Raw genomic sequence first — 20,044 nt, 5'->3', positions numbered from 1 at the left:
ACGGCGTCCGTTTCGGCCGATGCTCAAGCCTGTTGCGGTGACCGCTCGGATTCTCGTTCTTGTCGAGCAAACGGGCCGGTGGTTAAATGGACCGCAAGGGAGCGCTCATATGGCAGTTCACCTTTCGGCGGATACACGCGCTCCTGCGGCAACGCCTCCAAAATATCTCTTTGGTCAGCTCGCCGACTTTCTGATGCTTGGCGGCAGCGCATTCCTGATTTTGCCGGTGCTGTATTTCGTGCCGCTGAGATACGAAGGGCTCGTTGCGGCGACGATGCTTTTCCTGGCTTATCTGATCAACTATCCGCACTTCGCCCACTCCTACCAACTCTTCTACCGCAATTTTGGGCGGAAGCTGCGTGGCGACGGATACGACAGGAACCTGCAGATCCGCTACATCTTCGCCGGCATCGTCGTTCCCCTGCTCATGGGCGCATTTTTCGCTTATGGCTCGATAACGGCTAACGCCCGGCTCTTGGGGAATGCAACCAACGCGATGTTCTTTTTCGTGGGTTGGCACTACGTCAAGCAAGGCTACGGCATGTTGATGGTGGATGCCGTCCTGAAGCGCCGGTTCTTCACCGATCCGGACAAGAAAATCCTGCTGGTCAACAGCTATGCCGTTTGGCTGTTCGCATGGCTTCAGACGAACACGGCGGTCAGCCAGGGAAAATATCTGGGGCTGGAATATTATACGTTTGCCACCCCTGCATGGCTCAATGCGATTGCACTCTCGGCCGCGGCCGCTTCCACGGCTGCCACCCTTGTGATGCTGATCAATCGTTGGACCAGGAATGGCGGCGGCCTGCCATATAACGGCATCGTCGCCTACAGCGCGTCGCTATATCTTTGGATTCTGATCGTAAGGATGAATCCGCTCTGGCTGCTCGTGGTGCCGGCGCTCCATTCCTTGCAGTACCTGGCGGTGGTCTGGCGCTATCAGAGCAATGTCGAGCGTGATGCGCGCGATGCCGAAAAAATTCCGCAATCCAGAATCCTGTCGATTCTTGGTCCGGCCTACAGAGTGCGGCTCCTGGAGTTCATCAGTGCTGGCCTCCTCCTTGGCGGTCTGGGTTTCTGGCTGATTCCGACCGCGCTGACCGCCATTGTCCCCTATGACCGGGAGGTCCTTGGATCGTCGCTGTTCTTCTTCATCGTGTTGATTTTCATCAACGTACACCACTACTTCCTCGATAACGTGATGTGGCGCCGCGGCAACCCCGAGGTGTCGAGATATCTGTTCCGTTAGAGCTTTTTGCACCCAAGCGGAACCGCTTGGCGTAATGCGGAATGGACCAGGGATGGCTCCAATCCCGTCCCGGACCGACGATCCAGCCGCATCGGGATTTTGGAGGCCTCGCCTCGGAATCGAACCGAGGCTTCCGAGATTTGCAGTCTCTAGCGTAGCCGCTCCGCCACGAGGCCATACGTGCTTTCGTAAAGGGCACACGTTTAAAGATTCTTGATGTCTTGGATAAAAATTTCGACAATCCCGCGCTGGCAAAAGAGCCTGTTACTGGGCGGAATGGAACCGTTCCAAACGTCCTTCGCCGACATGGCAGGGACAGCCCACGTCTAGCTGCCGACCAGCGGCACGGTAACGGTCGTCGCATAATTGATCGGAAAGGCACTGAAGTACGGGAAGTCTATGACGAACGCATAGGCAGCGGTCAGGTGCGCTATGCGAAAGCCGCCGCTCACGGGATCGATGGCGATCGTGACGTTGACATCCTTCAGACCCAGCGCAAGCAGTTTCTGCGTCGCGATCGCCTGGATGTCGGCCTGAGTCAGCGTGTTGTTAAGCTGCAGGGACCGTGCGGACGCCTCCAGCGTGTACCGAACGCTTGAGGCCGAATTCATCGACCAGCCGAAGGCGAAGATTCCGAATAGCAGCATGATGAGGAACGGTGCGATCAGCGCGAATTCGAGCGCGGCTCCGCCCGATCGATCGGCCCTGAAGCCCCTCGCATTACCGAACACGGATCAACTCCTGGTGGCCGATCGTGCTGGGGGCGGAAAAGACGCCGAAGGTGAAGGGCGGGGTCCAGGTGGCCGATGCCTGGATCTGAACAAAGACCGCCGACAACTTCGGTCCGCTGCACAGCGTCGAGGCGTCGACCACCGTCGTCCCGCATTTGTGGATCCGGCTCAGCGTGACCTGTCCGTCGTCCGGCCGCTTCTCCCAGCTCGAAAGGGCAACGGCCTGCGTTGCCGCATCGTCAGTCGACCCAGCCAGCACCAGGTTTGCCGCTGTCTTGACGCCGGCGCGCATCGACAGTGAGTTCGTGACGTATGACCAGCCGTCGACGATGCCGAGCAGCGCCAGGCACAGGAAGGGCAGCACCATCGCGAACTCAACGGCCGCAGCGCCTACCTCATCTTTAAGAATTGAGTACGATCGGCGATCCACGGAAGGTTACTCGACCAGCATCACGGACTGGGCGGCGAAAATATCGCCCATTCCAAGGCTCGTGCAATCCTGATTGATGGTCGCGTTGCCGGACCATTGGATCATGTCGGCGACAACCTGCGTGCACCCGCTTTTGCCGGAGAAATTCCCGAGATAGTTTACCTGCTGCCTGGGGAAGTAGAGCGCGCCGGTCAGCAGCGAGGTTGCCGTGCCGTTAAAGGTACTCTGTCCGCCGGTGGCCGTTCTGTCGCCATACATCAGCACGCCCGAGTAACTGCCGGACGTCGGCGCGCTCAGATTGACCGTGGCGTTGCCGTTCATCGACACACGCGAGGCGCCGGCGAGGTAGATGGTGACGCCGTCACCGAAGACGTTGGCGTTCGCATTCACTTTGAAATCGCCCCCCTGGACGACGTAGACCCCAGGCGAAAGGGTGACATCGCCGCTGAGGCTGAGTCCACTGCAGTAGGTCCCCGGCTGGATCGTTTGCGTCGTCTTGTTGCCATTGATATTCTTGCAGGGGTTCGAGGCCGCCGGGGCCGGCAGGCCGGCAAATGGATCCGCGGCAGGCAGCGCCTGGGTGATCGGGGCCGCGCAAACGGTGGTGACGGGATTGCTGAGAGAGACGCCGCCCGCCGTTATCAGACAATCGGCCTGGAGACCCGCCGATCCCTGAAGCTTGATGGCATCCGAGGCGATCGAATTGGCCATCACCGAGCAGCCGGTGAACTTCACGCCGGTGTTGCCTGAAAACAGGGCAGCCTGCGAGGCGGTCGGATCGAGCGCGAGTATGCAGGCCTTCGAAGCATTGGTGATGAGGGCCACGGCCCTCGCCTGTTCTGGAACCTGGGTCTGAGTGAAGATCAGGGTGAACATCCGATCGAGCTTTTGGCCGACGATCACCTCAACCGCTTTCTTGGCCGTGTTCGGTCCGGACGCGGGCGGCGTATTGACGACGATCGTGCCTGCGCCAAGCCCATTCGTCGCGGCCGACTGGGTCGCCGCCGCGACGATAGTCGGCGTATCGGAACCCGAGATCTGCTCCAGCGCGCCGGCATAGGCCGCGGCATCCGCCGTGGCCTGCAGTCTCAAGCTGTTATAGTACCAATAGGAGGTTTCCACGCCAAAACCCGCCGCACCGACAACGATCGGCAGGGTGAGGGCAAAGATGGTGGCGACGTTCGCGGCTCTGCTGCGGCCTATGCCGGCCGCCGTCAGCCGTATCCGGGTGAAGCAGTTGAACACCATGGTCAATTAGAAAGCACGCATATATGAACGAAAGGCTAAAACTTAGGCTCATTTTCGATCAGGGGTGCCATTGTTTGATCGGGGGTCCCATTGCCTGATCGGCGTCCGCCGCTTCAGGCAGAAAGAACTGGCGCGGACTCACCGTTCGACTCAGCCAACAATTCTCTTTGCACGGCCAGGAAGAACCTGCGCACTTCGTCGCTGGCTGCCGTTCTGTCCCTGCCCGTCCCGACAACGAGATCGAGCAACTCCGTCGCTTTTGCCTTCCAGAACGAGGTGGCGGTCTCGCCATGCAGATTGCCGAGCTTGGCGGCAACTTCCCTGACCAAGAATACCTGACGATCGATCGGGAACGCACGGACTTTTTCTGGGTACATCTTCCGAACCATGAAACTGACGCAACGAATCAACCATTGCCGAACAAGCAATGGCTAACAGCGAAGGTGGAAACGGAAGCTTAACGGTGACCGGCCGATGCGTCGCGCACGCGAATTGTCATGTACTTTCGAACCCGAACTGGTTCACCCGGCGGCCCTCAGGCCGGCAGTGCTCTCGCCTCGCCGCCGCGCTTGCGCGGCACCATCATGTCGCCGGCCATCAGTCCGGTGACACGGCAGAACGCCATGAACGCCCGGCAGGCGTCTTCGGTCTCGACCACATCCACCGTGGCACCGAAACAGGCATTGAAGGCTTTCTGATACACCGGCCCCTGCCGGCGTGCCGGCCAATCCTGCAGAAAATCGAGCGCCTGCTCGACGCTGTAGATTTCCTCGACGGGCAAGCCGGGGCCTGGTGCGATGCGCACCGGCACCTCGAATTGCAATCTGTCCATTCGACATCTCCCGAACCGGCATCGCCCAAGCAACGCCGTTCGTCGTCAAAAGTTGCTTCGTTCGTTTTGTGCCACGGAAATGTGTCGTCACTGCGGAAAGTCGCCGCTTTGCTGCAGCGGCAAAGGCAAAGCCTGCCGGCACCAGGCGGCCCGGCAGTGGAAAGCAACGCCGCGAAAAACCGGAAAGGCATTGCCTCGGCAAGCGAATATCCGGGCGGCTGAGACCGCATCAGGCAGTTCTTCCTTGAACCTTTCGCCCCCAAGTGCCAAATCTGGTGCCACTTACGCGCCTCACTCCTGCCGCGCGCCACCTTCTATATGGATAAAATGGTCACCTATCTCGACGCCGCCACTGCACCGCTCAGAAACACCGGCCAGATCCGCCTCTATGGCGAGGAAGGCTTTGCCGGCATGCGCAAGGCATGCGACCTCACCGCGCGCTGCCTGGACGAGCTGGTGCCAATGGTCGGTCCCGGCGTCACCACGGACACGATCGACCGTTTCGTCTTCGAGTTCGGCATGGACAACGGCGCGCTGCCGGCCACACTCAACTATCGCGGTTACACGAAATCGTCCTGCACCTCGATCAACCATGTCGTCTGTCACGGCATTCCCGACAACAAGCCGCTGAAGGATGGCGATATCGTCAACATCGACGTGACCTACATCCTCGATGGCTGGCACGGCGATTCCTCGCGCATGTATCCGGTCGGCACGATCAAGCGCGCCGCCGAACGCCTGCTCGAGGTCACCCATGAGTGTCTGATGCGCGGCATCGCCGCGGTCAGGCCGGGCGCGCGCACCGGCGCCATCGGCGCCGCCATCCAGACCTACGCCGAAGCGGAGCGCTGCTCCGTGGTGCGCGATTTCTGCGGCCACGGTGTCGGCCAGCTGTTCCATGATGCCCCCAACATCCTGCATTATGGCAGCGCCAATGAAGGCGTGGAAATGCGCGCCGGCATGATCTTCACCATCGAACCGATGATCAATCTTGGCCGGCCGCATGTGAAAGTCCTGTCGGACGGCTGGACGGCGGTGACGCGCGATCGCTCGCTGTCGGCGCAGTATGAGCACACGATCGGCGTGACCGACACCGGCTGCGAGATTTTCACGCTGTCGCCCAAAAAGCTCGACCGCCCCGGCCTGCCGGTTTAGGACACCGTGGCGAGGTCTTGAATAGCGGCCTGTTTCCAGTGTTTGCGCGGCCGCCAGTCTCGTCCTGATCTCGTAGCCAGCGCATTATTTCCCGGCAACTGCGCAGACGGCCATCGCTGATCCTGCCATCGGTGCAGGATCATAGCGTTCGCGCGGGTAACGGCCGTCCGTGCAAGGATCATCGTATTGGATGAAATGGATCGGGAGGTTCTGATCAGAGCGGCTACCGGCGGGTACGGCATCGATCACCAGGGCAGCCATTGCAGGGCTGAAGCTCAGAAACAGCCCGACGGACAGCAGGATACGAAGGAGGCTGGGCATCTTGGTTCTCCAATGCGGGGCCATCAATGGCGATGCCATGAGCTTGCGCGACCCCCATTGCCGCAACATTGCGTTGAGGTCGGTGGCTTACTTATTCCTTGCCGCCGAAAAGACCTCGACCGCCCCCGCCCGCCGTCCTAGTGTTTCGCGGGGATCAGCGATCATTGCTCGGGCTGGATGGGCGGCACATGGCGACACAGGGCGATGACGACGAGCGGAGTTTCTTCTCCGTGGTGCCAGTGCGGCAAGCCACGAAGGCCAGACAGGCTCCCGCCGAAAAGCCTCACTATCTCGGCCACCGTGATCGTCTGCGCGAGCGCTTTGCCTCGGCCGGCCCGGATGCCTTGCCCGACTATGAACTGCTGGAACTCCTGCTTTTCCGCCGGATCCCGCGCGCCGACACCAAGCCGGTCGCGAAGGCGCTGCTGGCCCGCTTCGGCACGTTGGCCGAAGTGCTCGGCGCGCCCGTCGGCCTGTTGCAGGAGGTCACGGGCATCGGCCCGACCGTGGCGCTCGAGCTGAAGGTCGTCGCGGCGACCGCCCAGCGCATGGCGCGCGGCGAGGTTCAGGGCCGCGAAATCCTCTCGTCATGGCAGCAGCTCCTCGACTATTGCCGCTCGGCCATGGCGTTCGAGGCGCGCGAGCAGTTCCGCATCCTTTTCCTCGACAAGAAGAACGCGCTGATATCAGACGAGGTGCAGCAGACAGGCACGGTCGACCACACACCCGTCTATCCAAGGGAAGTGGTCAAGCGCGCGCTCGAACTGTCGGCCACCGCGATCATCCTGGTCCACAATCATCCCTCCGGCGACCCGACGCCGTCGCGTGCCGATATCGAGATGACGAAAGAGATCATCGAAGCCGCCAAGCGGCTGGGCATTTCCGTGCACGACCACATCATCATCGGGCGCAAAGGATACGCCAGCATGAAGGGCCTGTTGCTGATCTAGGTCTTGTATTCGTGAGACGGCAACGTCACGGCGCTGGCGATTATCCTGGCCGGAATTTGAAATCATTCAATTGTGGAAAGAACGATGCTGATGCCGCGCACTCGCGGATCAATCTTCCAGTGGCGACAGCCCAAAAGATCGCCACTCTTCTAAAATCAAGGCCGATCGGTCTTGCAGCTGCCGGCAATCTGGCTGACCGCCTCGTCGAAGCCGGCGAGGTCGAAATCGGCTTGGCCACGCCCCGACAACAATCCGAAGCGCCATGACAGCAGCAGGCGGTTTGCCGGAACGAGGCGCTTGATGCCATCGGCGCCGTCGTGCATCAGCTGCCTGCCGCGCGTGCCGACCGACCAGCTCTCGTCGAATTTGCCGGCGCCGTCGATGGTGACCGACATGGTGATCTTCCGGCTTGCGGAGACCGCGTCGTTCAATTGCAGCCATTCGGTCCAGGCCGGCTCGCCGTCAGCCCGGCAAGCGATGGTCAGCACCGGGCTGTAGCTCAGCGCGCCGCCTCCGGTGATCAGCTTGTTGGTGGCATAGACCGACGCCGTGACGAGGCCGTCATTGGCCGTGTCAAAACGCCAATTGTCCGTACCGGCCCCGGCAGCGCCGCAGGCCAAGGCAAGGAAAAGCACCGTGGCGGCAGCGCGCCTCATTCCCACGAACACCCCCAACGACATCACCAATTACCTCTGGCCTTCCAACCAACCAGATAATGATCAAGGCTTCGTATCGCCACCGGTGCCCATCAGGAACGAATCCGATGTTGCAGTTTGGCAACGAAAAAAGGCCGCCCGGAGGCGGCCTTTCGGAATTCGCTGCCATGAGCGGCCTATTCGGCGTCCTTGGCGGCCTTCTTTTTCGGCGCGGCCTTTTTCTTCGGCTCTTCCGTCTCGTCAGCGGCATCGCTTGCCTTGGCTTCGGCCTTCTTCGACGCGGCTTTTTTGGCCGGCTTCGCCTTGGCCTTGGTCTCGTCTTCCTCGTCGTCGGCCATCAGCTCTTCCTTGCTGACCTTGACGTCGGTGACCGAGATCTGTTCGAGCAGGTGGTCGACAACCTTCTCCTCGAACATCGGCGCCCTCAGCGCGTTGAGCGCCTCGGGATTGCTGCGATAAAACTCGAAGGCTTCCTGCTGCTGGTTGGCCGGGAAGCGGCGAACCTGCTCGAACAGGACGCGCTGCAGTTCCTCGTCCGAAACCGTGACGCCGGCCTTCTCGCCGATCTCGGCCAGCACCAGGCCAAGGCGCACGCGGCGCTCGGCAAGGCGCATGTATTCGGCGCGCGCTTCTTCCTCGGTCGTCTCTTCGTCGGCGAAGGTGCGGCCGGCGGCTTCCAGGTCGCGGTTGACCTGCGCCCAGATGTTGTTGAACTCGGCTTCGACGAGCTTCGACGGCGCTTCGAAGGAATAGGCCGCATCGAGCTGATCGAGCAGCTGGCGCTTGACCTTCTGGCGCGTCATCGAACCGAACTGGTTCTCGATCTGGCCGCGCACGATGTCACGCAGGCGCTCGAGCGATTCCAGGCCAAGGTTCTTGGCGGTCTCGTCGTTGATTTCGAGCTCGCCGGGCTTCGACACTTCCTTGACGGTGACCTCGAAGGTCGCTTCCTTGCCGGCCAGATGCGCCGCCTGGTAGTTTTCCGGGAAGGTCACGGTGATCTGCTTCTCGTCACCGGCCTTGGCGCCGATCAGTTGATCCTCGAAGCCCGGAATGAACTCCTTGGAGCCCAGCACCAGCGGCTGGTCGTTGCCGGCGCCGCCAGCGAAAGCCTCGCCGTCGATCTTGCCGACATAGTCGATCGTGACGCGGTCGCCTTCAACGGCCTTGCCGGTCTTCGGCTCGTAGCTGCGCGCCGATTCGGCGACGCGCTTGACCTGGTCGTCGATTTCCGAATCCGGAACGTCGAACACCTGGCGCGTCACCTTGATGTCGGAGAAATCCTTGATCTCGATCGCCGGAATGACCTCATAGTTGAGGCGGAACTCGAAGTCGGCGCCTCCGGCCAGGATCTTCTCGGCTTCTTTCTCGTCCTCGGTCATGATGACCTCAGGCTGCATGGCGGCCTTTTCGCCGCGCCCGGTGATGATCGAGCGGGTCGAGTCGTTGAGGATCTCGTTGACCACTTCGGCCATGAACGACTTGCCATAGACCTTGCGCAGGTGCTGCACCGGCACCTTGCCCGGACGGAAGCCGTTGATGCGGACCTTGTTGCGGGCGTCCGACAGCCGCGCCATCAGCTTGGCTTCCATATCACCGGCCGGCACGGTGATCTTGATCTCGCGCTTGAGACCGGAATTGAGAGTTTCGGTGACCTGCATCGTAAAACCTTTGTTTTCACCAATGAGGCTGCCAAACGGCTCCCTGCCGTTCACAGCCTGCCGGTAATTCTTGCCGGGAATGGCTTTTGGTACGGAACCTGGCGATTTGACCGGAAATACGGCTCAAACTCTCCCAAACTGCGTTCCAAAATGTGAATAAGTTCTTGTTTTTCCTACTTCTTATCACATCTTGTAGAAGCGGATCGTCGCGTTCCGTCACATTTGACACGCCTTTTGTCACAGGCGAGCCTAATTTTCAACAGTCTTCGCGTTTAGGCGAATAACCAACATTCCGGCCCTGAGCCGACATCTTGTCTCCGACATTGACAGAATGATGGCTACATGGGATTGCCGGGCCACGCGGGTATGGCGGAACTGGTAGACGCACCAGATTTAGGTTCTGGCGAGAGATCGTGGGGGTTCGAGTCCCTCTACCCGCACCACTTTTTCGCTCTTCGAGCTTCGGGTGGCAGGTCACCCCGAGCTCGCTAGACGAAGGAGCGTCCTGCGAGACCTGGCGAAGAGGACCGGCGTCGTTATCGCGCGTCCCACGACCTAATAGAGCGGCTCCTCGAAAAGCGTCTTGTCGCCATCCATCAGCGCCTTGATCTGCGCCGTGCCGTCGGCGGCGAGCGCCAGCTTGATCCCGAACGGGCGCACCCGCATATCGCTCTGGATCGCCATCCCCTCGCCTTCGGGCAGATAGAAGCGCTCGATGCCGTAATCCGGCGCGATCGTCATGCCTTCGCCGCGAAGATCCCAACCTGCGGCGACATGGCCCGAAATGTCGGCTTCGTCCGCGGCGGCCGGCGTCGGCGCCGTGCCGAACCAGGCGGCGGTCGGCGTCCAGTAGCCGTCGGCGCCCTTCTTCAGCCGGACCACGATCGAGGTGTCGTCGCTGGACTGTTTGTCGGACGCAATGTTGGCGATCATTTTCACCGGTATGCGCGAGATGTCATAGCCGAGGACGATATAGTCGCCGCGCAGCAAGTCGCGCGGATCGACTGGTTCGATCTTCAGCAGCACTTCCTTGCCGTTACGCAGGATCGCCGCCCGGCTGGCGATGATCCAACTGAGAAAACCGAGTTGGACGAGCGCCAGCACCAGCGCCGAGATGACAAGCCTCTTCCCGGTCATCATGCCGTGGCTCCCCCAATGGCCGGACCCTTCATGCGTTTTTCGACGCGGATGATGACGATCGCAAGCACGCCCAGCAGCAGCGCGGCGGCAAGGAAGAAGCCGGCGGTGTCGAGCATCGACTGAAGCGTCACGACATAAATGATGGCGAGTTCGAAGGCGAAGCCGAGATAGGCCAGCCAGCGCAGGCCACGGCTCTCACGGCCTGCGAACACGACTGCCGCGACGATCCCCGCCAATGCGACGACCGAAGCGATGGCGAAACCGCTGTTGTAGGTGCTCTCGCCAGCCAGTTCGAACTGGATGATGGCCAGGCCGGTGAGGAAGCCAAGCAGCGCGTGCAGGGGCAAACGACCGCCGAGTTGCACGATCCTGTCGACCGGTTCCGGCGCAAGGGCGGCAGCAGCAAAAAGCGCGACAGAGACGATGACCAGAGGGATCGCTACCGGCAGCGTCGCGTGATCCATGGCCAGGAGCACCAGATAGAAAAGCAGCGACAGGATGATCAGATGCCGCGCCGGCTGGCTGCGGGTCCAGAACGAAACAGCAAACAGCACCACCGCCATGACGACGAAGGCGTGCGGAAACTCGCTACGGCTGTAATAGTCGAACCCTTTCAGGAACAGCCAGGCGTCGGCGATGCCGATCGCTGCCACGGTCAGCGCGTTGGAGCGCAGCGCAACCGCCGCCAATGCCGTGCCGGCGCCCCAGGTGACCAGGGCGGAAGCCTCGTCGCCGGACAAATGGTACATCTGCCCGATCAGCGCGATCGAAGCGCCGAACGCGGCCGCCGCCACGATCCACAGGGCTTCGCCGATCGCCGCATGGTCGCGCGTCTTCAGCACCGCCCCGCCGACATAGCCGCCAAGGATAACGGCGAACAGCGCGGCCACCCGCGCCAGCCGCGGGATCGCTTCCCAATTGGCGGCGACGAAGATCAGGATGGCCGCTCCAAAGAGCAGGGCCGCCATCATCGCGAGGGTCGAGCCGAAGCTGAGCGACTGGCGGGCGTTGGCGTCGACGTCACGGACCAGGGAATCGGCTGTGGCGGCGTCGATCAGGCCTGCCTGCCGCCACCGCGCGATATCGGACCTTAATCGTGATGAATAGCCCGCCATTCCCCTTCTCCCCCAGTTGGTCTTTTTTCAGCCGATCAGCCCCAAACCGTTGACGTCGCGGCACTTTCTGATCTGGCTTCTTTGTGTCGGGTCGGTGAAGCCGCGTTAATGTTGCATTGCACAATTTGCATTGCTGCCATGCAGCCATAGCGCTTTTAAATCGATATGGGTCCCCCTACTTATGGTTCGTACACAAACGGAATGATCCGCAAGAAAGACGAAACGAGAACTACCATGAACCTGATCCGCAACTACCGCAACTGGCGCCGCTACCGGGACACCGTCTCCGAGCTGAGCCGCCTGAGCAACCGTGAACTGACCGACCTCGGCATCAGCCGCAGCGACATCCCTTACGTCGCTCGCAAGGCGGTCTAATCCTTCGGGCCGCGAATGGTCCGAACCAGTTTTGAAAAAGAGAACGACATGAACCTGATCCGCAACTATCGTAACTGGCGCGTTTATCGCGAAACGGTTACCGAGCTGGGTCGCCTTTCGAACCGCCAGCTGCATGATCTCGGTATCGTCCGCGACGAAATCAAGATCATCGCCCGCCAGGCGATGTAACCAAGGAATTTCGCTGGGGTCGACCTCCTCCCCGACCCAAGCGAATACGGTCCGCCCTTACCCTCCTCCCAAGGGCTGACCATCAAAACGGCGCCCGCTGCACCTCCTCCCGCGGCGGGCGTTGTTTCCCCAGGGCAAAACGGATTTTGCCCAGAGGCTTCGCCCTCTCTAAAAATGCGAAGAGAATTTCGTCAAAGCCGACCTCCTCCCCGGCGATGACGAATAGGCCCAACCTTCACCTCCTCCCGAAGGTTGGCCACCCAAACGGCGCCCGCCGCACCTCCTCCCGCGGCGGGCGCTGTTTCCCCGGGACAAACGAATTTTGCCCCAGAGGTTTCGCCCTCTCCAAAAAATGCGAAGAGAATTTCGTCTGAGCCGACCTCCTCCCCGGCGATGACGAATACGGTCGGCCTTCACCTCCTCCCGAGGGTCGACCCCCAAAACGACACCCGCTGGACCTCCTCCCCCGGCGGGTGTTGTTGTATTCAGGGACAGGTGTTCCCGACCCAGGCGTTTCGCGTTACCGCCACGCGACAATTGCAATCGCCGCGGCAAGCGATTATTCCGGCGGCCATGAGCAAAAATCCAATCCATATCATCGGCGGCGGCCTCGCCGGTTCCGAAGCGGCATGGCAGGCGGCCGAGGCCGGTGTTCCCGTCATCCTGCATGAAATGCGCCCGGTTCGCGGCACCGATGCCCACAAGACCGATGGCCTGGCCGAACTCGTCTGTTCCAATTCCTTCCGCTCCGACGACGCCGAAAACAACGCCGTCGGCCTGCTGCATGCCGAAATGCGGCTGGCCGGCTCGCTGATCATGAGCGCCGGCGACGCCAACCAGGTGCCGGCAGGCGGCGCGCTGGCCGTCGACCGCGATGGTTTTTCCGACGCAGTGACGAAAAAGCTCGAGGCACATCCGCTGATCACCATCGAGCGCGAGGAAGTTCCCGGCCTGCCGCCGGCGGAGTGGGACCAGACGATCATCGCCACCGGGCCGCTGACCGCGCCGTCGCTTGCCCAGTCGATCGCCGAAGCGACCGGCGCCGATGCGCTCGCTTTCTTCGATGCCATCGCGCCGATCATCCATTTCGACACGATCGACATGGATACCTGCTGGTTCCAGTCGCGCTACGACAAGGTCGGGCCTGGCGGCACCGGCAAGGACTATATCAACTGTCCCATGGACAAGGATCAGTACCTCGCCTTCGTGCAGGCGCTGGTCGACGGTCAGAAGACCGAGTTCAAGCAATGGGAAGGCACGCCCTATTTCGACGGGTGCCTGCCGATCGAGATCATGGCCGAACGCGGCGTCGAGACGCTGCGCTACGGACCGATGAAGCCGATGGGCCTCACCAATGCGCACAATCCGACGGTGAAGGCCTATGCGGTCGTCCAGTTGCGGCAGGACAATGCGCTGGGCACGCTCTACAACATGGTCGGCTTTCAGACCAAGCTGAAGCACGCCGAACAGGTGCGCGTGTTCCGCACCATTCCGGGCCTCGAAAACGCCGACTTCGCCCGCCTTGGCGGCCTGCACCGCAACACCTACATCAACTCGCCGACCTTGCTGGACGCCTCGCTGCAGCTGAAGTCGCGACCCGGCCTGCGCTTCGCCGGCCAGATCACCGGCTGCGAAGGCTATGTCGAGAGCGCCGCCATCGGCCTGCTCGCCGGGCGCTTCGCCGCGGCCGAGCGGCTCGGCCATGCACCATCGCTACCGCCGCTTACCACCGCCTTCGGCGCGCTGCTCAACCACATCACCGGTGGCCACATCGTTTCCGACGACGAGCCGGGCAAACGCTCTTTCCAGCCGATGAACGTCAATTTCGGCCTGTTCCCGCCGGTCGAGGCGCCGAAGAGCGAGGGCAAGCGCATGCGCGGCAAGGACAAGACCGTCGCCAAGCGCCACGCCATCACCTCGCGTGCCCTGCAAGACTGCCGTGAATGGCTGGGTGTGCCGGCGCAGACGGCTGAGGCTGCCGAATAAGCTCGCGGCCTGATTGGACGCTCGGCGTAAAGTAGGATACTATCCTACTTTACGCCGAGCGGAGCCGTTCCATGGAAGCAGCCGAGAAACTATCCGTCACCGTCACACCCGCGATGGCACGCATGATCCGCGAAAGAGTCGAGGACGGTTCGTTCGGCTCGGCCAGCGAGGTTATCCGCGCAGCTCTTCGCGCTTTCCAACGCGAAGAAGAGGAACACGCGGAGCGCATGGCCTCGATCAGGGCGCGTGTGAAGGCGTCGATCGAGGATACGAGACCCGCCGTTCCGCTCAATGAGGCAATCGACAGAGTAAAGAACCGCATTTCGCAACTGGCGCGAGACAATGATGATTCAGCGTCTCGCCGTCGTTCTTAGCGAAGGAGCTATATCCGACCTTGAGGCTATCGCCGCCTATGTGCTTGAGAGCAGCGGAAGCGAAAGCATCACCAACGGTTTCGTCGACCGGATCAAGGAACGCTGCCTGGGCGTTGGAAACGTCCCTCGTGGCGGTCGCCCGCGTGATGACATCGCGCCGGGACTGAGGACGGTTCCTTTCGAACACTCCGCTGTTATAGCCTACGTGGTCGAAAGCGATGTCGTTCACATCGTCAACATCTTCCACGGCGGCCGCGACTACGAAGCGCTGATAGGCGATAGCGACAAACCCTCTTGACCGGACAGCTACTCGGCCGGCTCGGCGGTCGCTAACGGCAAGCCTGGCTTGCCCGCCTCCGCAGGATTTCGCCTGACATAAGCAGCCTTCAGCGTCTCCGAAGTTTCGCGTGAGCCGTCATGGCTCCAGCCTGGTGGCTTAATCAGGTAGTTCAGTCGCTCGCTCACTGTCAGCCCCGGCGCGAAGGCATCCCTGAACATGCCGATCCATTCGTGGAACGCCACTTTCAGCGGATTGAAAGTGCCGAGATTTTTCACGATGCCGTAGCGCGGCCGGTCCTCTTCCAACTCCTCGACGAAGGTGCCGAACATGCGGTCCCATATGATCAGCGTGCCCGCATAGTTGGCGTCGAGATAGCGCGGGTTGGTGGCGTGATGGACGCGGTGGTGCGAGGGCGTGTTGAAGATGAACTCGAACCAGTTCCACATCTTGCCGATCGTCTCGGTGTGGATCCAGAACTGCCAGACCAGGTTGAAACCGAAGGTGAAGGCAATCACCGCCGGATGGAAGCCGAGCAGCACCAGCGGCGCCTGCAGCACGAACATGAAGGTGAACAGGCCGGTCCAGCTTTGCCTGAGCGCCGTCGACAAATTGTAGTGCTGGCTGGAATGATGGTTGACGTGCTCCGCCCACACCCAGCGCACCCGGTGCGCGATGCGGTGGTAGACGTAGTAGCGCAGATCATCGAGCAGGAAGGCCGCCAGGAACACCCAAACCGACAGGCCGAGATTGGAGACTCGGAACTGCCACAGCCACAACAGCGCCCAGTAGGACACGACGCCGAGCAGCAGCCCGGCGACGACGTTGCCGGTGCCCATCATCAGGCTGGTCAGCGTGTCGCGGGTCTCGAACGAGCCCTTGGCGCGACCGGTCCGCACCAGCCAGAGCTCGATCAGGATCGCGGCGACGAAAAACGGAATGGCCAGTTGGGTGACCTGCGGAAAGTCGTAGCTGTCCATCACGCTGCCTCCTTCCCGGAACTCGTGTCTCGCGGCCCAAGAGCGTTCCGCAAGGCCTGCACGTCGGCGGCATTGGCGAAGCGGAAGCGGCCGCCCTTCCAGGTGAAGTCCGTCAGCCGCAGCTGGATCGTGTCCGTCTCGTCAGTTTTGGACACAACGACGTCCCGAGGCGTCACGACGCGGGTCAGAAAGCAGTCGCCGATACCGTGGACGATGCCCGTGCGGCCATGGGCAAGATCGAGAAAAGCGGATCGGCTGTCCGCGGTTAGTCGAACCGCGGTCACAATCTCGTCGGGAAAGTCCTCTGCGAAACGGCCCGTGGCTTGATCCGCGCCGGTCAGAGTGACCATATTGCTGCCGCCGGTGAAATGCACGGCGGCTACCGACAGCGCGATGCCCAGAACGACGATCACGACCAGCACGGGCAAGCTCATGAACGGGAATCTCCTCCGGGCCAGCCTGTCGTCTTAGGCGACAGTTCTCGGCAGGCGGACTTCTTAACACGATTGACGTTTACGTCAATGTGTCGGCCAGCCCTTGCCCGCATGGCGCAGCAGCAGCCAGTGTCGGCGCAACGCCGACAGCCGTGCCACGCCCCCGAGCGGGGCCTGGCGCGAGCCTTCCATCTTGTCGAGATAAGCGCGTGACAGCGCCAGCGGCAGAAATGCCGGACGCAACGACCCCGGCAGCGCGGCAGCACCGCGTTCGAAGGCGGAAAGATGTTCGCGCGCCAGCGAGATCATCGCGGCCACGGCGCGCTGGGCACCAGGACCGCCATCGCCGGCAATAAATTCTTCCGGCGACGAGCCCGCCGCCGCCAGGATGTCAGCCGGGACAAAACACTGCCCGCGCCCGCGGTGCAGCGGCAACAGAAGCAAAAGGCCCGTCATTGCCTGCGCGCAGCCCGCCCTGCCGGCCAGTTCGGCGAACCTTGGCGCCTCGACAGGATCGAGCACCATTGCCGCAAGCTGGATCAGCGCGGCTGCCGTCTCGCCGCAATAGCCTTCCAGATCGGTGCGCGACGGCATCGGATCGTCGTAGAGATCGAAGATGCGTGCTTCGAGCATGTTCTCAAAGGCCAGTTTCGGCAGCTTGAACGCCGCAATGGTGGCGTTCAAGGCTTCGGCAACAGGATGGCCCGCGGCCGCCTCGCCGCCGGCGGCGATGACATCGCGCCACCATTGCAGCCGGACCTCCCCGGGCAAAGGCTCATGGATGCGGTCACGAATGCCTGATATCTCGGCATTGAATGCGTACAGCGAAAACAGCGGCTTGCGCTTGTCGGCCGGCGCGTAGAGCGCGGTGAGATACCGATCATGGTCGGCGACGCGCACCGCATCCATGACGATTTCAGTATTCTGCGACATATCAATCGACGGCGATGAGCGCGGCCGCCACGGCGCGGTTTTCAGCCAGAAGGACATTGTAGGTCCGCACTGCTGCCCCAGTCGACATCGGGTCGGACGCTATGCCGGCATCCTTCAGCGCGGCCCGCAGCGCCGCCGGCAACGGCCTGAGATCCCGACCCATGCCAACCAGCAGGATCTCGACCTTGTCGGCCTCGGCGAGCAGCCTGTCGAAATCCGCCACGGTCAACGCTTGGGGATTTGCCGGCTCCCAACCATGGATGCCTGTGGGCAGGCACATGAGAGAGCCGCGATGCGACATGTCGGCAAAGCGGAAGCCGCCATTGCCATAGGCCTCGATTGGCGCGCGGCCGGGGAAATGCGCCTCGCGGATAATGATGCCTTTGCCGGCCATCACTCTATCACCCCTCGGGGCCGCGCGTCAGGTCGCGACGGCCTTGCCGCCGCTGACCGGCTTTTCCTCGTCGGCCGAAGCCTGCGGCCGCAGCTTGAACAGGATCAGCAACGGCGCCGCGATGAAGATCGACGAATACGTGCCGAACACGACGCCGAACAGCATCGCCAGCGTAAACGAGCGGATCACTTCGCCGCCGAACAGCACCAGCGCCAGCAGCGCCAAGCTGGTCGTCACGGACGTCAGCGTCGTTCTCGACAACGTCTCGTTGATGGCGTTGTTCAACAGCTGCGGCAACGGCATTCGCTTGTATTTTCGCAGATCCTCGCGGACGCGGTCATAGACCACGATCGTGTCGTTCAGCGAATACCCGATAATGGTCAGGATCGCCGCCAGTGACGACTGGTTGAACTCGAGCCCGGTGATGACGAAGAAACCGAGCGTCATGACCACATCGTGCACTGTCGCGACAATGGCGCCGACCGCGAACTGCCATTCGAAGCGGAACCAGACATAGATCAGGATGCCGGCCAGCGCGACGATCATGGCGATCGTGCCTTGCTTGGCCAACTCGCCGGAAACCGTCGGGCCCACCACTTCGACGCGACGGAAATTATACTGATCCTGCAGCTCGCCGCGCACCTTGTCGATTACGGTCTGCTCGGCATTTTCACCGGCATCCTGCGTGCCGACGCGGATCAACACGTCGTTGGGTGCACCGAACTGCTGCACCTGCACTTCGCCGATGTTCAGTTCCGTCAATCGGCTGCGGATGTCACCAATATTGGCATCGCCGCTCTTCGACTGCACCTCGATCAGGGAACCGCCCTTGAAGTCGATGCCGTAATTGATGCCGACGCTCATGAACAACACGACGGACAATATCGACAATGTGCTGGACAGCGCGAACGTCCACCGGCGGATACCCATGAACGGAATTTTCGTGCCGGGCGGAACGAAAGTCACCGGTGCGCGCGGCAGTTCCTTCGGACGTGCGCGGCGCAGCCAGATCGACACCAGCAGGCGGGTGAAGGTGAAAGCGGTGAAGACCGTGGTCAGGATGCCGATGGCATAGGTGATGGCAAAGCCCTTCACGGGTCCGGTACCGAGATAGAACAGCACCACTGTCGCAATCAGCGAGGTGACGTTGGAATCGACGATGGTCGCCAGCGCCTTCGAGAAGCCGGTGTCGATCGCCTGGATCACCGAGCGACCGGCGCGTCGCTCCTCGCGGATACGCTCGTAGATCAGCACGTTGGAATCGACCGCCATGCCGATGGTCAGTACGATACCGGCAATACCCGGCAAGGTCAGCGTCGCGCCGAGCAGCGACAGCAGTCCGACGATCATCGCCACGTGCACCGCCAGCGCGATATTGGCGAGGAAACCGAGGAAACCGTAGGCGACGAACATGAATGCCACGACGAGAATCGAACCGATGATGCCGGCGACCTTGCCGGCGTGGATCGAATCCTGGCCGAGGCCCGGACCCACGGTACGCTCCTCGATGACCGTCAATGTCGCGGGCAGCGCGCCGGCGCGCAGCAGCACGGCGAGGTCGTTGGCGCTTTGGGCTGTGAAATTGCCGGAGATCTGGCCGGTGCCGCCAAGGATCGGTTCACGGATCTGCGGCGCCGAAATCACCTGGTTGTCGAGGATGATGGCGAACAGCTTGCCGACGTTCTGCGCGGTGGCCTGGCCGAAGCGGGCGGCACCCTTGGAATCGAAGCGGAACGAAACCACCGGCTCGTTGTTCTGCGAATTGTACGTCGCCTGTGCGTCGACGAGGTTTTCACCCGACACGATAACGCGGTTCTCGATCAGGTATGGAACTGGCGGATCGTCCTGGGAATAGAGCACCGACGAACCGGCTGGCGGGCGCCCCTTGAGCGCGTCCTGCACCGGCATCGACTGGTCGACCATCTGGAAGGTCAGCTTCGCGGTCTGGCCGAGAATTTCCTTCAGCCGCTGCGGATCCTGCAGGCCAGGCACCTGGACGAGGATGCGGTCCTCGCCTTGCCGCTGCACGATAGGCTCGGTCGTGCCGAGTTCGTTGACGCGGCGCTCGACCACCTCGATCGATTGTGCCAACGCGGTCGACGTGCGGTATTTGATGCCGGCGTCGGTGACGGTGAACTTGAGCAGGCCCGGCTCGGAATCATCGAGCGCCATTTCCTGGATGGAACCGCCCGTGAACAAGCCGGCGGCGACAGGATCGGTCAAAGTCTTCAATGCCTTCTTGGCGGCATCGAGCTGGGCGGGATCGGTGATGCGGACCTGCAGGGTCTTGCCGGTGCCGGCAAGACCGGTATAGCCGATCTTGGCATCGCGCAGCAGTGTGCGGATTTCGTCGCGCGTCGTCTCCAACCGATCCTTGATCAGATCGTTCTGGTTCATCTCCAGCAGGATGTGCGAACCGCCCTGCAGGTCGAGGCCGAGCGTCATCTGCCGCTTCGGCACCCAACTGGGCAGCTGAGCCAGCGTGCTGGCGGGGAACAGGTTGGGCGCGGCGAGGATCACTGTGGCGGCCACGGCCAGCCAGATCAGGATCATCTTGAAGCGCGAGAAATAAAGCATAGGGCGTCGTCCGTCAGAGCGTGTCCGCGGATCGCTC

At 61.8% G+C, this 20,044-nt stretch carries 24 protein-coding genes and 2 tRNA genes; 9 read left to right on the top strand and 17 right to left on the bottom strand.

What is annotated here, in order from left to right; all coding sequences use genetic code 11:
* Nucleotides 1–109: 109 nt before the first annotated feature.
* Nucleotides 110–1,249: a hypothetical protein gene (locus MESAU_RS18485; protein WP_015317564.1), complete on the top strand. Its 1,140-nt coding sequence runs from the start codon at nucleotides 110–112 to the stop codon at nucleotides 1,247–1,249.
* Between the two features lie 100 nt (nucleotides 1,250–1,349).
* Here MESAU_RS18485 and MESAU_RS18480 read toward each other — a convergent pair.
* The 6 genes from MESAU_RS18480 to MESAU_RS18455 all read right to left on the bottom strand — a co-directional run bounded on the left by MESAU_RS18480 (nucleotide 1,350) and on the right by MESAU_RS18455 (nucleotide 4,490).
* Nucleotides 1,350–1,425: transfer RNA gene (locus MESAU_RS18480), tRNA-Cys, on the bottom strand.
* 150 nt (nucleotides 1,426–1,575) lie between these two features.
* Nucleotides 1,576–1,980 (bottom strand): TadE/TadG family type IV pilus assembly protein, encoded by a 405-nt coding sequence (locus tag MESAU_RS18475; RefSeq protein WP_015317563.1) that lies wholly within the window; start codon nucleotides 1,978–1,980, stop codon nucleotides 1,576–1,578.
* Nucleotides 1,970–2,410 carry a TadE/TadG family type IV pilus assembly protein gene (locus MESAU_RS18470; protein ID WP_041163437.1) on the bottom strand — a complete coding sequence of 147 codons (441 nt, stop codon included), beginning with the start codon at nucleotides 2,408–2,410 and terminating at the stop codon, nucleotides 1,970–1,972. Before MESAU_RS18470 ends, MESAU_RS18475 begins: the two co-directional genes overlap by 11 nt.
* 6 nt (nucleotides 2,411–2,416) lie before the next feature.
* Nucleotides 2,417–3,658 carry a pilus assembly protein TadG-related protein gene (locus MESAU_RS18465; RefSeq protein ID WP_015317561.1) on the bottom strand — a complete coding sequence of 414 codons (1,242 nt, stop codon included), beginning with the start codon at nucleotides 3,656–3,658 and terminating at the stop codon, nucleotides 2,417–2,419.
* A gap of 113 nt (nucleotides 3,659–3,771) precedes the next feature.
* Nucleotides 3,772–4,035: a DUF6074 family protein gene (locus MESAU_RS18460; protein WP_015317560.1), complete on the bottom strand. Its 264-nt coding sequence runs from the start codon at nucleotides 4,033–4,035 to the stop codon at nucleotides 3,772–3,774.
* A gap of 158 nt (nucleotides 4,036–4,193) precedes the next feature.
* Nucleotides 4,194–4,490, bottom strand: a complete 297-nt coding sequence (locus MESAU_RS18455) for a DUF982 domain-containing protein (protein ID WP_015317559.1) — start codon at nucleotides 4,488–4,490, stop codon at nucleotides 4,194–4,196.
* 327 nt (nucleotides 4,491–4,817) lie between these two features.
* Between MESAU_RS18455 and map the strand changes: the two genes are divergently transcribed.
* Complete coding sequence (gene map, locus MESAU_RS18450) at nucleotides 4,818–5,645, top strand: type I methionyl aminopeptidase (RefSeq protein ID WP_015317558.1); 828 nt, start codon at nucleotides 4,818–4,820, stop codon at nucleotides 5,643–5,645.
* 84 nt (nucleotides 5,646–5,729) lie between these two features.
* Here map and MESAU_RS18445 read toward each other — a convergent pair whose 3' ends face one another.
* Nucleotides 5,730–5,966, bottom strand: a complete 237-nt coding sequence (locus tag MESAU_RS18445) for a hypothetical protein (RefSeq protein WP_015317557.1) — start codon at nucleotides 5,964–5,966, stop codon at nucleotides 5,730–5,732.
* Between the two features lie 188 nt (nucleotides 5,967–6,154).
* Here MESAU_RS18445 and radC point away from each other — a divergent pair, with 188 nt between their 5' ends.
* Nucleotides 6,155–6,916 (top strand): RadC family protein, encoded by a 762-nt coding sequence (gene radC, locus MESAU_RS18440; protein ID WP_015317556.1) that lies wholly within the window; start codon nucleotides 6,155–6,157, stop codon nucleotides 6,914–6,916.
* A 155-nt stretch (nucleotides 6,917–7,071) separates the two neighbouring features.
* On the opposite strand, the gene MESAU_RS18435 is transcribed toward radC, so the two are convergent.
* Together MESAU_RS18435 and tig are read right to left on the bottom strand one after the other, a co-directional pair.
* Nucleotides 7,072–7,572 carry a hypothetical protein gene (locus tag MESAU_RS18435; protein ID WP_224682526.1) on the bottom strand — a complete coding sequence of 167 codons (501 nt, stop codon included), beginning with the start codon at nucleotides 7,570–7,572 and terminating at the stop codon, nucleotides 7,072–7,074.
* Nucleotides 7,573–7,748: 176 nt separating this feature from the next.
* Nucleotides 7,749–9,233, bottom strand: coding sequence for a trigger factor (gene tig / locus MESAU_RS18430; RefSeq protein ID WP_015317554.1), 1,485 nt, complete (start codon nucleotides 9,231–9,233; stop codon nucleotides 7,749–7,751).
* Between the two features lie 360 nt (nucleotides 9,234–9,593).
* On the opposite strand from tig, the gene MESAU_RS18425 reads away from it, so the two are divergent.
* Nucleotides 9,594–9,676: transfer RNA gene (locus tag MESAU_RS18425), tRNA-Leu, on the top strand.
* 112 nt (nucleotides 9,677–9,788) lie between these two features.
* Here the strand turns inward: MESAU_RS18425 and MESAU_RS18420 are convergent.
* Together MESAU_RS18420 and MESAU_RS18415 are read right to left on the bottom strand one after the other, a co-directional pair.
* The gene (locus MESAU_RS18420) at nucleotides 9,789–10,373 is read right to left on the bottom strand and encodes a GDYXXLXY domain-containing protein (protein ID WP_015317553.1); all 585 of its coding nucleotides are present in this window, start codon (nucleotides 10,371–10,373) and stop codon (nucleotides 9,789–9,791) included.
* On the bottom strand, nucleotides 10,370–11,488 hold the full coding sequence (locus MESAU_RS18415) for a DUF2157 domain-containing protein (protein ID WP_015317552.1): 1,119 nt from the start codon (nucleotides 11,486–11,488) through the stop codon (nucleotides 10,370–10,372). The genes MESAU_RS18420 and MESAU_RS18415 overlap by 4 nt, the downstream gene beginning before the upstream one ends.
* A gap of 234 nt (nucleotides 11,489–11,722) precedes the next feature.
* On the opposite strand from MESAU_RS18415, the gene MESAU_RS30325 reads away from it, so the two are divergent.
* Nucleotides 11,723–11,863: a DUF1127 domain-containing protein gene (locus tag MESAU_RS30325; protein WP_013531315.1), complete on the top strand. Its 141-nt coding sequence runs from the start codon at nucleotides 11,723–11,725 to the stop codon at nucleotides 11,861–11,863.
* Nucleotides 11,864–11,911: 48 nt separating this feature from the next.
* Nucleotides 11,912–12,052: a DUF1127 domain-containing protein gene (locus MESAU_RS30320; protein WP_015317551.1), complete on the top strand. Its 141-nt coding sequence runs from the start codon at nucleotides 11,912–11,914 to the stop codon at nucleotides 12,050–12,052.
* An 82-nt stretch (nucleotides 12,053–12,134) separates the two neighbouring features.
* On the opposite strand, the gene MESAU_RS31260 is transcribed toward MESAU_RS30320, so the two are convergent.
* The gene (locus tag MESAU_RS31260; RefSeq protein WP_157163657.1) at nucleotides 12,135–12,284 is read right to left on the bottom strand and encodes a hypothetical protein; all 150 of its coding nucleotides are present in this window, start codon (nucleotides 12,282–12,284) and stop codon (nucleotides 12,135–12,137) included.
* A gap of 341 nt (nucleotides 12,285–12,625) precedes the next feature.
* Here MESAU_RS31260 and trmFO point away from each other — a divergent pair, with 341 nt between their 5' ends.
* The 3 genes from trmFO to MESAU_RS18400 all read left to right on the top strand — a co-directional run bounded on the left by trmFO (nucleotide 12,626) and on the right by MESAU_RS18400 (nucleotide 14,710).
* Entirely contained in the window at nucleotides 12,626–14,038 is a 1,413-nt protein-coding gene (gene trmFO / locus MESAU_RS18410; RefSeq protein ID WP_041163435.1) for a methylenetetrahydrofolate--tRNA-(uracil(54)-C(5))-methyltransferase (FADH(2)-oxidizing) TrmFO, read from the top strand.
* A gap of 71 nt (nucleotides 14,039–14,109) precedes the next feature.
* Nucleotides 14,110–14,412, top strand: coding sequence for a type II toxin-antitoxin system ParD family antitoxin (locus MESAU_RS18405; RefSeq protein WP_015317549.1), 303 nt, complete (start codon nucleotides 14,110–14,112; stop codon nucleotides 14,410–14,412).
* On the top strand, nucleotides 14,384–14,710 hold the full coding sequence (locus MESAU_RS18400; protein ID WP_015317548.1) for a type II toxin-antitoxin system RelE/ParE family toxin: 327 nt from the start codon (nucleotides 14,384–14,386) through the stop codon (nucleotides 14,708–14,710). Before MESAU_RS18405 ends, MESAU_RS18400 begins: the two co-directional genes overlap by 29 nt.
* Before the next feature lie 8 nt (nucleotides 14,711–14,718).
* Here MESAU_RS18400 and MESAU_RS18395 read toward each other — a convergent pair whose 3' ends face one another.
* The 5 genes from MESAU_RS18395 to secDF form a co-directional block, all read right to left on the bottom strand.
* On the bottom strand, nucleotides 14,719–15,669 hold the full coding sequence (locus MESAU_RS18395; RefSeq protein ID WP_015317547.1) for a sterol desaturase family protein: 951 nt from the start codon (nucleotides 15,667–15,669) through the stop codon (nucleotides 14,719–14,721).
* Nucleotides 15,669–16,091, bottom strand: coding sequence for a hypothetical protein (locus MESAU_RS18390; protein ID WP_224528052.1), 423 nt, complete (start codon nucleotides 16,089–16,091; stop codon nucleotides 15,669–15,671). Before MESAU_RS18390 ends, MESAU_RS18395 begins: the two co-directional genes overlap by 1 nt.
* 96 nt (nucleotides 16,092–16,187) lie before the next feature.
* Complete coding sequence (locus MESAU_RS18385) at nucleotides 16,188–17,036, bottom strand: phytoene/squalene synthase family protein (protein ID WP_015317545.1); 849 nt, start codon at nucleotides 17,034–17,036, stop codon at nucleotides 16,188–16,190.
* Nucleotide 17,037: 1 nt separating this feature from the next.
* Nucleotides 17,038–17,430: an Mth938-like domain-containing protein gene (locus tag MESAU_RS18380; protein WP_015317544.1), complete on the bottom strand. Its 393-nt coding sequence runs from the start codon at nucleotides 17,428–17,430 to the stop codon at nucleotides 17,038–17,040.
* Between the two features lie 27 nt (nucleotides 17,431–17,457).
* The gene (secDF, locus tag MESAU_RS18375; protein ID WP_015317543.1) at nucleotides 17,458–20,007 is read right to left on the bottom strand and encodes a protein translocase subunit SecDF; all 2,550 of its coding nucleotides are present in this window, start codon (nucleotides 20,005–20,007) and stop codon (nucleotides 17,458–17,460) included.
* Between the last annotated feature and the right edge of the window lie 37 nt (nucleotides 20,008–20,044).

The sequence above is a fragment of the Mesorhizobium australicum WSM2073 genome (assembly GCF_000230995.2).
Taxonomy (GTDB): Bacteria; Pseudomonadota; Alphaproteobacteria; order Rhizobiales; family Rhizobiaceae; genus Mesorhizobium; species Mesorhizobium australicum.
This window is presented reverse-complemented; position numbering and strand designations above follow the sequence as displayed.

What these genes read in the sequence shown, in the direction of transcription:
- MESAU_RS18485 (WP_015317564.1), top strand. Translation starts at nt 110, where the DNA reads ATGGCAGTTCACCTTTCGGCGGATACACGCGCTCCTGCGGCAACGCCT.
- MESAU_RS18465 (WP_015317561.1), bottom strand. Translation starts at nt 3,658, where the DNA reads ATGGTGTTCAACTGCTTCACCCGGATACGGCTGACGGCGGCCGGCATA.
- MESAU_RS18460 (WP_015317560.1), bottom strand. Translation starts at nt 4,035, where the DNA reads ATGTACCCAGAAAAAGTCCGTGCGTTCCCGATCGATCGTCAGGTATTC.
- MESAU_RS18455 (WP_015317559.1), bottom strand. Translation starts at nt 4,490, where the DNA reads ATGGACAGATTGCAATTCGAGGTGCCGGTGCGCATCGCACCAGGCCCC.
- map (WP_015317558.1), top strand. Translation starts at nt 4,818, where the DNA reads ATGGTCACCTATCTCGACGCCGCCACTGCACCGCTCAGAAACACCGGC.
- MESAU_RS18445 (WP_015317557.1), bottom strand. Translation starts at nt 5,966, where the DNA reads ATGCCCAGCCTCCTTCGTATCCTGCTGTCCGTCGGGCTGTTTCTGAGC.
- radC (WP_015317556.1), top strand. Translation starts at nt 6,155, where the DNA reads ATGGCGACACAGGGCGATGACGACGAGCGGAGTTTCTTCTCCGTGGTG.
- MESAU_RS18435 (WP_224682526.1), bottom strand. Translation starts at nt 7,572, where the DNA reads ATGAGGCGCGCTGCCGCCACGGTGCTTTTCCTTGCCTTGGCCTGCGGC.
- tig (WP_015317554.1), bottom strand. Translation starts at nt 9,233, where the DNA reads ATGCAGGTCACCGAAACTCTCAATTCCGGTCTCAAGCGCGAGATCAAG.
- MESAU_RS18420 (WP_015317553.1), bottom strand. Translation starts at nt 10,373, where the DNA reads ATGATGACCGGGAAGAGGCTTGTCATCTCGGCGCTGGTGCTGGCGCTC.
- MESAU_RS18415 (WP_015317552.1), bottom strand. Translation starts at nt 11,488, where the DNA reads ATGGCGGGCTATTCATCACGATTAAGGTCCGATATCGCGCGGTGGCGG.
- MESAU_RS30325 (WP_013531315.1), top strand. Translation starts at nt 11,723, where the DNA reads ATGAACCTGATCCGCAACTACCGCAACTGGCGCCGCTACCGGGACACC.
- MESAU_RS30320 (WP_015317551.1), top strand. Translation starts at nt 11,912, where the DNA reads ATGAACCTGATCCGCAACTATCGTAACTGGCGCGTTTATCGCGAAACG.
- trmFO (WP_041163435.1), top strand. Translation starts at nt 12,626, where the DNA reads ATGAGCAAAAATCCAATCCATATCATCGGCGGCGGCCTCGCCGGTTCC.
- MESAU_RS18405 (WP_015317549.1), top strand. Translation starts at nt 14,110, where the DNA reads ATGGAAGCAGCCGAGAAACTATCCGTCACCGTCACACCCGCGATGGCA.
- MESAU_RS18400 (WP_015317548.1), top strand. Translation starts at nt 14,384, where the DNA reads ATGATTCAGCGTCTCGCCGTCGTTCTTAGCGAAGGAGCTATATCCGAC.
- MESAU_RS18395 (WP_015317547.1), bottom strand. Translation starts at nt 15,669, where the DNA reads ATGGACAGCTACGACTTTCCGCAGGTCACCCAACTGGCCATTCCGTTT.
- MESAU_RS18385 (WP_015317545.1), bottom strand. Translation starts at nt 17,036, where the DNA reads ATGTCGCAGAATACTGAAATCGTCATGGATGCGGTGCGCGTCGCCGAC.
- MESAU_RS18380 (WP_015317544.1), bottom strand. Translation starts at nt 17,430, where the DNA reads ATGGCCGGCAAAGGCATCATTATCCGCGAGGCGCATTTCCCCGGCCGC.
- secDF (WP_015317543.1), bottom strand. Translation starts at nt 20,007, where the DNA reads ATGCTTTATTTCTCGCGCTTCAAGATGATCCTGATCTGGCTGGCCGTG.